The 9956-nt window shown below is 68.7% G+C and carries 10 protein-coding genes; 3 read left to right on the top strand and 7 right to left on the bottom strand.

Annotation, left to right across the window (positions count from 1 at the left end; translation table 11 throughout):
- The first annotated feature begins 402 nt into the window (after positions 1-402).
- Positions 403-843, top strand: coding sequence for a hypothetical protein (locus tag AB0469_RS35465; RefSeq protein WP_366455643.1), 441 nt, complete (start codon positions 403-405; stop codon positions 841-843).
- A gap of 848 nt (positions 844-1691) precedes the next feature.
- Here AB0469_RS35465 and AB0469_RS35460 read toward each other — a convergent pair.
- Both AB0469_RS35460 and AB0469_RS35455 read right to left on the bottom strand, forming a co-directional pair.
- Positions 1692-2255 carry a class I SAM-dependent methyltransferase gene (locus tag AB0469_RS35460; RefSeq protein WP_366455642.1) on the bottom strand — a complete coding sequence of 188 codons (564 nt, stop codon included), beginning with the start codon at positions 2253-2255 and terminating at the stop codon, positions 1692-1694.
- The gene (locus AB0469_RS35455) at positions 2248-2964 is read right to left on the bottom strand and encodes a hypothetical protein (protein WP_366455641.1); all 717 of its coding nucleotides are present in this window, start codon (positions 2962-2964) and stop codon (positions 2248-2250) included. Before AB0469_RS35455 ends, AB0469_RS35460 begins: the two co-directional genes overlap by 8 nt.
- Before the next feature lie 514 nt (positions 2965-3478).
- On the opposite strand from AB0469_RS35455, the gene AB0469_RS35450 reads away from it, so the two are divergent.
- Positions 3479-3871, top strand: a complete 393-nt coding sequence (locus AB0469_RS35450; RefSeq protein WP_366455640.1) for a hypothetical protein — start codon at positions 3479-3481, stop codon at positions 3869-3871.
- Between the two features lie 376 nt (positions 3872-4247).
- On the opposite strand, the gene AB0469_RS35445 is transcribed toward AB0469_RS35450, so the two are convergent.
- A complete protein-coding gene (locus AB0469_RS35445) occupies positions 4248-4769 on the bottom strand; it encodes an NUDIX hydrolase (protein ID WP_366455639.1) in 522 nt (173 codons plus the stop codon).
- Between the two features lie 60 nt (positions 4770-4829).
- The gene (locus AB0469_RS35440; protein WP_366455638.1) at positions 4830-5552 is read right to left on the bottom strand and encodes a hypothetical protein; all 723 of its coding nucleotides are present in this window, start codon (positions 5550-5552) and stop codon (positions 4830-4832) included.
- Between the two features lie 413 nt (positions 5553-5965).
- Between AB0469_RS35440 and AB0469_RS35435 the strand changes: the two genes are divergently transcribed.
- Complete coding sequence (locus tag AB0469_RS35435; RefSeq protein ID WP_366455637.1) at positions 5966-6727, top strand: PIG-L deacetylase family protein; 762 nt, start codon at positions 5966-5968, stop codon at positions 6725-6727.
- Positions 6728-7076: 349 nt separating this feature from the next.
- On the opposite strand, the gene AB0469_RS35430 is transcribed toward AB0469_RS35435, so the two are convergent.
- The 3 genes from AB0469_RS35430 to AB0469_RS35420 form a co-directional block, all read right to left on the bottom strand.
- Positions 7077-7364, bottom strand: coding sequence for a hypothetical protein (locus AB0469_RS35430; RefSeq protein ID WP_366455636.1), 288 nt, complete (start codon positions 7362-7364; stop codon positions 7077-7079).
- A gap of 95 nt (positions 7365-7459) precedes the next feature.
- Positions 7460-7810, bottom strand: coding sequence for a DUF3846 domain-containing protein (locus AB0469_RS35425; RefSeq protein WP_366455635.1), 351 nt, complete (start codon positions 7808-7810; stop codon positions 7460-7462).
- 168 nt (positions 7811-7978) lie between these two features.
- Positions 7979-9865 carry a DUF3560 domain-containing protein gene (locus AB0469_RS35420; RefSeq protein ID WP_366455633.1) on the bottom strand — a complete coding sequence of 629 codons (1887 nt, stop codon included), beginning with the start codon at positions 9863-9865 and terminating at the stop codon, positions 7979-7981.
- Positions 9866-9956 lie beyond the last annotated feature (91 nt).

The raw sequence follows: 9956 nt of genomic DNA, 5'->3' as shown, positions 1-9956 counted from the left end.
CCGTGAAACGGCCTCTGGGCCGCGCGGAGCGGGTACCCCAGCGCTGCGCGCTGGGGACCGAAGGCGCTCCGCTGCGCGGAGCGCGGAGCGCTTCGCGCTCCTCTGAGGCCCGCGTAGCGGGCCGGGGTACCTCCGCTTCGCTTCGGTACCTGGGCCGCGCTCTGCGCGGCCCAGAGGCCGTTTCACGGCCTCTGGGCCCGGTCCGCTGCGCGGACCGGGCAGCCCGCTGCGCGGGCAGCTGGCTGCGGAGGGGACGCCGGTCCGTTTTTGACTGGCCGTCAGGAAATGGGTTCGGGAAATCAAGCTTTCCCCATAGGTTTCGCGATTTAAGTGCGGTATCTTATTCATGTCAGGGGTTAGCGGCCCCGGACGCCACGGAAAACACCAACGAGAGGAACTTTAGTGGAAACCGAAATTCCGGTCCAGATCCGGGACCCCAAGGCGTATGTCAAGCCGGAGGTTTGGGTCAAGGAAATCGCCCTCCTCATGCGTGACTACCCGTTCGACATTCTCATGGCCGAGCGCGTCTTCGGGCAGGCTGTGGCCTACCTGATCACCGCCATGGAGATGAAGGGACGGGGTCTGGGAATGGGCCCTGGTGAGCTGGTCGACCTCGGCGTGCACACCTTCATCCTGGACACGGTCAACTACCGGGAATTCTGCGCCTCCCACATGGACGGTGGATTCCTGGACCACGTCCCGGAGGTGGAGCGCAAGGGAGACGGCAGCGTCTTCAAGACCGCCCAGATCATCGAGGCGAACGGCTTCCCGGTCGACTGGCCGCTCTGGGAGAAGGACGCCATGGCGTGCACCCCGTGCCGCCCGGGGGAGGACGGCCACTAAGCCGCGCCTAGCCCGGTAGCGCCCTCCGGCCGCCCTGACGGCCGGAGGGCCCGACCCCACCCCGCCAGGGCGCGCAGCGCCCGGGCCGCCCTGGCGGGGAGCGCGGCGGACCGCCAGGGCGGCCCGCCGCGCAGCGGCGGGCCTTCCCCGGGGAGCGCAGCGAGCCGGGACACCCGCTTCGCGGGAAGTGTCTGAACCCCCGCCACCCACGGGCTGCGCCCGGCAGGGCCAGGGCTGCGCCCCGGACTGGGGCCGTGAGGGCGCGCAGCGCCCGGTCTCAGGGGTCCGCGCAGCGGGCCCGGTCACCCGCTGCGCGGGGAGTGTCTGAACCTCAGCCCCGCGGACCCGCAGCCACGCCACGCGCTGCGCCCCGTACATGGGTGGGAAGCCACACAGCATGCGAAGTGCCCTTGCATCAATCCCACGTGATGCAAGGGCACTCTCTGCTGCTGCCACACGAATCGATCCTCGCTTCAAGAGGGCTGCGCTGAGGAGCTGGGGCGAAGTGCAGCAATGTCTCCAAGCACTTCGTACCGGGCTACCACAGCAGCGGCAACACATCGAGTTGCCGCTGCGTCCAGCGCTGAGCGCTGGCCCATGGCTACGCACAGGATCCGGCCCTACGTCACATTCGTTGAATGCTGCCGGGGACAAGCTCAGTCACCAATATCGGGGGACCGTCTCCAGGCTGTACCGATCCTGGGATGTTATGGGGGTGTGATGGCCGGCTCCGCGCCCAGGGGCGCGGAGGGGTTAGCGGCCCGCGGCCGGCCATCACTGGTGCCTGGGCCCACGAGGCAACACCGTGCCACACCCAGACACTGCCCTGATCCTAGCTCCCTGAGTGGTCAGACGGTCAGGGTGTAGATGGTGTGCTGCGCATCCAAGACGGTTTCCTCGACGGAACTCCAGCCCTGGCACATCTCTTCGAGTTCATCGGCAGTAATACCGATGCTCCTGCGGCTTTCAGGAAGCTTTTCGGCAAGAGGGGTCATTACTTGGAATACGCCGCCCGGAGTCAGGCGACCCCTTACCTTTTTCAAGAAATCTGACTTCTGTCCAATAAATGCATAAGTGAGCCGGGTAGAGATTAGGTCATAGGCGGGGAGGTCTTCCCAATCGTCGCCTTCGGCGTCTAGGCACATGAACTGAAGCCCGAGGGTCTCGGCATTGCTGGACTGGGCAAGCTCGACGGCCTTTGCGGAGTAGTCCACGCCGAGTACGGAATAGCCCTCCTCCGCAAGGAACTTGGCGAACCCCCCGGTGCCGCAGCCGACATCGAGGGCCATGCGCCCCGGGCCGTGGCCGACCATCCGGCGGAGCGCTTCCCGCTCCTCGTCCATCACCGGGCGGAACCACCGTCCGGCGTCGTAGAAGTCGTTCCACACGCTCACATCGATGGTGTCACCCACGGCTCTCCCGCCCGGTACTGTCGGTGGTGGATGCGCTGCTGCGGGTGCGCCCGCGGGCCGCGGCCGGGTACCCGAGGCGGTCCGCGGCCTGGTCGGCCGTCAGGAACGGCTGCGCGCCCAGCAGAAGGGCGATGCGCTCACTGCGCAGCCGGGCCAGCGCGCGCTGCGCGGTGGCTGTCGAGGTGCCCAGCGCGGCGCAGACGCTGGCAATCGTCACGGCCGGGTCCGCGTCGAGGAGCGCGCCCACCCGGGCGTGCAGCTCGGCGCGCGGCACGGCGTCCGGCCTTCCCTTCGGCCGGCCCGTCGCGGCCTGCTTGCCGGGCCGCTGGTCCCGGAAGGCCTGCACCACGCTGCGCGGCCAGTGCTCGACCCCGCAGACGAGCCGCACATGGGGTTCCAGGCGCGGGTCCGACTTGTAGCTGTCCCAGCTCCTGGGGGCGACGTTCAGCACGGCCGCGGCCTCCTGGCGGTCGAGCAGGTCGCCTCCGGCGCCCGCGGCCGGCAGGTCCGGCACCGGAGAGCCGGCGAAGTAGGCCGCCGTCTGCTCCCCGTCCCACAGCAGGACCCGGGCCCCTTCAGAGCTGATCGGCGCGGGGAAGCCTTCAGCCGCGTACGGCCGTTTGTTCCTGAAGGTGCCCATCGGCATGCCCATGTCCTGGGCGAGCTGCTCCCGAGTGCGTACCAGGTGCTCCCGGCCGTCGCGAATCATCACCGCTCCTGTCCGTCAAACCGTCCGCCCGCTGAGCAGACAGCACCGCTGCCAGAAAAGATACGGGACTTTCATCATCATCTGCAAGGATGAGCTCCTCCGCACGTGACTCAAAAAATCGACCGGATGAACAATGGACCACAGGTGCCCTTGCGTACGTTCACGAAACCCAGCGATCTCAGCAATTTACGCAGGTCAGGAGGCTAACGAGAGTTGGGAGCGGCAGGACCGATGCTCCGCAGAAGTCGGCTGGCCATTGGTTGGCGTCGCCGCCAGGGGTCGAGCCAGGAGGTCTGTTCGCCGATCTGCAAACTGCAGCAAGGTGCGAAGAAGATCCCGGCGCCTGCGGCGTAGGAGGGGAGCCGGCCCGCACTGGCGATGTCAGTGCGGCGGAAGGGCTAGCAGTCCTCCCCCGGCTCCCGCTCGGTACCGGGCCCACTGGGGCGGTCACCTGCCACAACACCCGGTACCGACTTCACCCTAACCTGATCCCCCATCCCGAATGGAGTCACTCATGACCGGACGCCAACGCCTGGAACCGCTTCCCGCCGCCGCCGCGCACCAGCCCCCGGCCCGCAGGCGCCGGACGCTCACCCTGGACATTCCTGTATGGAAGAGCGCGAGCGCCTCGGCCAAGGGCGAGCACCTCACCGGCGCGCGCGTCCTGGAGGTCCTCCTCCTGAGCTACGGATCGGGTCACATCACGCTCGGCCCCGCCCTCGCCGAGGAGACAGCCGATCACGACAAAGTGGGCGTGAGCCTCGCGGACAACGCCGTCGCCCGGGCCGAAACGCGCCGCGGCCAGGACCACACCGCCAGCTCGCTGTCTGAGCTGGCCCGCCGACTGCTGGCCGGCTACACCCGCGGCACCATCACCGTCACCCTCACCGCCAATGGACACGCCTGAAACGGCCGCACACCTACGCAGGGTCCACCCTGAACAGGTACGCCCATGGCAGCCAGCCAACTTCCCGATTGGCGCCTCACGGCAGCAGCTTGGTCACCCCGCGACAGCCATGATCACCACTACTGCACGGCGTAAGCAGGGACAGCCCGTCAGCCTCGGCTGACGCGCATTCAGTGCCACCTGCCCGCCCATTCACAAAAAGAAAAAGGGAGGCCCTTCCGGGCCTCCCCCACACCACTGTCACACCGTCAAAACACCCCATCACCAACCCGCTTCGGGCACGTCGTGCATGTCCCGCTCGGACGACTCGGCGTCTCCGCCCGCACCCTCCGGCGTAGGCCCTCAGCCGCTCACAGGACGGGCTGAGGGCCATGGGTCAGCCGCTCGGAGTGGTTGCTGCCGTGTCGTAAGTTTCGATGTAGCCGTATCCCGCGTGGGGGCGCGCGGCGTATGCGGCCTTGAGCCGGGCGTAGTTCGCCGGGATCATCTCCGTTTCCCAGTCGGCCAGAGTCCGCACGTCCCATCCATCGTGCTCGTCTGCGTCCAACGTGATGGCGTCCAGCTCGTTGGCGTGAAGGGTGCCGCCGTCGAAGATGAACCCGATCCTAGGGACCGTCCACGCGGCGTCGATGGTGGCGAAGTGGGTGACGAGAAGCGGCCGGGGGCCCGCGATGACGATGCCGGTTTCTTCCCGGACTTCGCGCGCGGCGGTCTCCCAGGGCGTCTCACCTTCGTCCATGACGCCGCCGGGGATCTGCCACACCTCACCCCGGTGGGGAGAGCGCAGGCACAGAGGCCGGTCCTCCATGTCGGTGAAGAACACCGAGGCGTAGACGATCGCCTTGGGGGCCTGCTGGATGTACTCGTGGCGGGGAAGCCACGTGGTGGGACGGGACACGAGATGGTTCCTTTCCGTTGAAGGGGGCGGAGAGGCATCGCTGCCTCTCCGCCCGGGGGGTCAGCGAACCTGGCTGCCAGCGGGGAAGAACCCGCCCACCTGTCCGCGCGGGTAGAGGATGCTGCCGGGACCGATCAGCGTCCCGGGCTGGAGGACCGCGCCCGCCGGGATGGCGGTGTCGTCGGCCACGACCGAGCCGAACTTCGTCTGTCCGGTGCCGATGCGCCGATCGCCGAGGAGCACAGTGATCTCCTTCGTCGCGGGCTCGGTGACCCGGCCGCCGTTCACGCGCAGCGCCGTGGTCGAGACGAACGCGCCCACGTTCACGTGACGGCCCAGCACCGAGTCCCCGACGAACGAAACGTGCTTCATGCGCACATCGGACACCAGCAGCGAACGGGCGATCTCCGCCCCCCACCCAATGTGGCAGTTCGGCCCGATGACCGAGTGATCACGGACGCGAGCGCCCATGGCGATCACCGAGCCGGGCCCGACGTACACGGGACCGTCAACCATCGCGCCCGCCTCGATGACAGCGCCCTCGCCCACGATCACGTCACCACGCACCATCGCACCGGGCTCGATGGTTCCTCCCCCGGCCAGGGGCGTGCCGTTGGTCAGCAGAGCCGCCATCGCGGGCTTGATCTCGAACACGGTCGCGCAGCTGGCCAGCAGGCCCCGGACGAACGGGTCCTCAACCCCCGCGACGTCGATGAAGTACCCGGGGGCAGTACCGCTAGAGACCTGCCCCGCGCCCTCGCCCGGCTTCGACTGAGTGGACATCATGAACTCCTCTGAGAGTGGGTGTTGTCGGTTTCACTGGCCGACTGCCACCGCCGACCAACAGGACAACTATACCATGCATTCATCACTCATGGTGGGTGCGGGGGCGCCTTTCCCAGGGAATTCCCCAGGTGGAAGGGCCACTGCCGCGAGCGCCATGGCCCGGCCGCCCGCTGTACGCAGGGCCACAGTGCTCATTCCCACGCGGAGCCCAGCGCGGTTCCCCACTCCTGCGACACAGTGAGCGGGGAACCGCGCGCCCAGACCGCGCAGTGCCCCGGCCCCTCACCTCAGCCGCGATGAAGCATCGGCCTGCTGCTCCCCGGGGCGCAGCAGGCCGCGGGCCTGCGAGCAGCACGGCTGGGAGAACCGGCTGGTTATGATCCGAACCCCAGAGGGAAGGTGCCCCGACAATGCCCCTACCGAGCCTGCTCGCGGTCTACGCCCACCCCGACGACGAGTCGCTGTGGTCGGGAGGCGTACTCGCCCAACACGCCGCCGCGGGAGCCAGAACCGCTGTCGTCACCACCACCTGGGGCGCCGACTCCCCACGGGCCGCGGAACTGGCCGGCGCGCTCGAAATCCTCGGCGCCGGCCAACCCCGGATGCTCGGCTACGCCGACGCGCGCGCACCTGAATCAGCACCCGGCCGGATGCGGCTCTGCGACGCCCCCCTCGACCAGACCGTCCGGGACCTGGTCGCGCACCTGCGGGAGTTCCGCCCCGAGATCGTCGTCACCCACGACGCGTACGGAGGACTCACCGGCCACCCCGACCACCTGCACACCCACCGAATCACCGCGCTCGCAGTCCACGCAGCCGGCCTCGAACTCCTCTACCCAGGCACCGGCGCCCCTTGGTCCCCCAGCGCCCTCTACCTCGCCACCCACCCCCACACAGCCGCACGACAGCTGAGCATGCATGTGACCACCCCAGGCAGAAGCATCCACAGCGTGCCGGATGAGCACATCACCGCCATCCTCGATGTATCCCCATGGCTGGAACAGAAGACCGCCGCGATCCTCGCTCACCGCACCGAGGTCGAGCGAGGCGCCGTCCCCGGCCTCCTGGCCAACCTCCCCCCAGCAACCCGTCAGCACCTGCTCACCACCGAGTACTACACCCGCTACAACCACACCCCCACCACCACACCCCAAACCACACTCACCCGATAGACCGTTCAGCGCGCCGCCAAGCCGGCCGTCCGGCTCGATCTGGAGACGCCAGTGACTAACAATCGCCCGAGGGCCCGGTTGACCGCAGGCGGGCCTACATGGGATCAGCGCACCAAGGCTCCGGCCCAGCGCCACCCTCAGGGGCCGGTGCCGGAAGCGGATGCCCTGATGGCCCTGGATGAGGCCCTGGTCGGCCTTCGCATCGCCTTCAAGGAAGGCGACTACCCGCGAGCATGGGCAATGCGGCGCGAAGCGTGGCGCTACGCAGACCTGCTACCCCCCGGCAGAACGCGCCACCAACGACGCGCGCTCGGGCAATACAAAGAGCTCCTCCTGGTCGCACAGAGACTCAAGCAGAACAACAAGTAGCCCGCCCCAGTTCTCGGAGCTCATCCAGCCGCCTCTGGGTGTAGCCGGCGGTACGCCCGCAGTCGATGAAGTTGCCCTCGGCCGTGGACGGACGTCCGGCGTCCACAGGAGCCAGCGCGAGAGCAACCAGCACCCTGCCCAGGAAGTCTTCCGCATCCGCATCCCCGGCCAGCTCATCGAACCCGAGCACTTCGAGCACGCGGGCTGCGTTGGAGTTGGCCATGTTCACCGACTCACTCTCGATGTCGGCGAAGAACGTGACAGACATTCGGGGCTCCAGCTCTACAAGTGCGGTTTCCGGGGTTGGAACTGACGGCGACCCTGCGGGGAGCAGCCTTCCGGCTGCTCCCCGCAGGGTCGCCGTCAGAGGTCCGTGAGGCTCGTCAGCAGGGCGAGCACCTTGTCCCGGTTGAGCGGCAGGGTCTCCCCCTCCTCGTCGGCTCCGCCGGTCAAGAGAACCGGGCCGTGGTAGTCCTGGTAGGTCCAACCGAAGCGGCGCGCGAGCAGCGTTGCGATCGGGTTGACCGGCTGGGTGTAGAGGCCGTTGTCGTCCAGCCACATGTCCAGCTGGTCGGTCAGCGCCACCACGTCCACCTGGTCGCAGCGCATCAGGGAGTACATGGCGGTCAGGCGGTCCCCGCTGTCAGCGGGCAGGTCGACCGGGATGACCTCGGCCTCGGGGGTGATGAGCAGGGCGGACGGTGTGAAGGTCATGGCGAGGCTCCATCTGTCGCAGTGTGAGATTCGGTGTTGGCCGGTGCCACCCCGACCAACAAGACAACTATACCGCAGATTCATCACTCACGTCTAGTTCCGTCCCCACGCCTCGGTTCAGCCCGCAGGCGGCCGGACCTGGGCAGGCCCGGCCGCCCGTCGGAGCGGTCAATCCTTGTGTGCCAGGCGGGCGGCCATCTCCTCGGCGCTCATACGCCCCGTAACGCCGTCGTACGGAATGCGGTCGTCCCAGGAGTACGCCCGGGTGTTCCGGTCAATCACCGACTGAATGTCCGGGCCGCCGGGCACGGTGATGGAGGCACCGTTGACGCGGAGAACCTCGTACCACTGGCCGCGCGAGCAGGCGTAGTCGCCTTTGGTGAAGTCGGCGCGGGACCAGAGCTTGAAGCCGTCGGCCTCGGCCTTGGCGATGACCTCCCGCCAGTGGGTGATCTCGTCGGTGGTCTCCGCGTGGCGGCGGGTGAGTTCGGCGACGTTCTCCGGCTTGGTGATGTCCCACCAGGAGCCGAAGGCGGACTCTCCCGCGAGCAGCTTTTCGAGGCCGCGCAGGGTGGCTTCGAGCTCCTTCAGGCGGCGCAGGGTGCGGGCCGGGTCCTTGCGGTGCTGCTCGTAGTGGGCGGCGGCGTCGGCGCGGCCGGCCCAGTGCTCCGCGCGGTTGTCCTCGTCGATGCCCTTGCGCATGTTGCTGTCGATCCGGTCGAGGGCCGCGCGGTGCCGCTTCTCGGAGTGGTGGCCGACCAGGATCGGCTGTCCGAACGGGATGGCGGAGCCGATGCGGCGCGCCTCGGCGAGCGCGGCCTTTGAGGCGCCGGCGGCCCGGTCGGCGCGAGCGCTGAACCGCTCGGCCCGGTCGTCGGCGCGCTGCTCCCGGCCGTCCTCGGCTTCGCCGAAGCTGCGGGCGACGTCCTCGCGAACGGTGACGTGCACGGCGTGCCCGGCCTCGCGGAGGGCCTCGGCAAGCGCGTTGAGGGTGAAGCGGTCGGCGGCGCGGTCGCGGGAGTGCGGGAGGTACCAGCAGCCGAGGTTGCGGGACCAGCGGAAGCGGCGGCCCTTGAGGATCTCCGCGGAGCCGTCGCCCCGGGCGGTGCCTTCGGCGAGGGTGCCGCCCGCGCGGGTGTGGCGGAGGACGATCCCGGAGAAGTCTTCGGGGACGTCGTCGTCATCCTCGGCGGCCTCGGCCGGGGCCGGAGCCTTGGTGGTGGGGAGAATGGTGTCGGCGGGGAGTTCGGGCAGGTCGGCCGTGACGGTGATTCCGGCCGTGCGCAGGGCCTGGACCGCGGTGTGAGCGGCGAGCAGCCCGGCGCCGGACTGCTCGCCCTGGGTGCCCTTGACGTACCAGTGTGCGGCCTTGCGGCTCCAGTCGAAGCCGTGGGTGCGCAGGACCGGGGCGGCGCCGTCGCCGAACGTCGTGCCGGTGACGGTGACGCCCGCCTCGGGGGTGTAGGTGACCTCGATTCCGGCGGCCGGGTCGGCCTTGGTGGAGGTCTTCCGGCGGGGCGTGGCGGCCGTCTTGGTCGAGGCCTTCGCGGCGGTCTGGGCGGCCTTCCAGCGCTTGGGGGCCACGATTTCCTGTGCGATGAAGCGGACCTGGTTCGGGGCCCAGGTGTCGGGGAGGCACTTCCCGCAGACGTGGGCCGTGTCGCGGATCCCGTCGGCGGCGTCGGGGTCTGCGCCGTTGAAGGCGGCGGACCAGAGGGCCTTGGCCTCGGCAAGGACGTCGTCCGAGAAGTCGCGGTGCGTGTTGATGCCGTCCACGAGCGGCGTGCCGGTGACCTGCTCGCCGTCCACGGTGACGGTGACCTCGTTGTTCGTCTGAACGTAGGTCTCGTTCTGCCCGTCCCAGTGGGCGCCGTGGAGAGGGGCCGCGATCCGGTTGACGGCCTCGGTGTCCGGGCCGTCGGTCCAGCTGACGGAGATCCAGGCCGAACCGGTGCCGGTACCGGTTCGGACGGAGAACTTGGCCCCGGGAAACTCCGCCTTCAGGCGGCGGCGGAGCTCGGCGGACACGTGCTTGGTCGCGATGTACTGGGTCATGCGGGCATCTCCCTGAAGGCTGAGGATGTGAATCCGGTTTGTGATCGACTGCCACCGCCGAACACGAGATAACTATAACTACTAATCATCA

The organism is Streptomyces sp. NPDC093801 (assembly GCF_040701585.1).
GTDB lineage: Bacteria > Actinomycetota > Actinomycetes > Streptomycetales > Streptomycetaceae > Streptomyces.
Note: the sequence above shows the minus strand (reverse complement) of the source record. Positions and strands in the feature narration are given on the sequence as shown.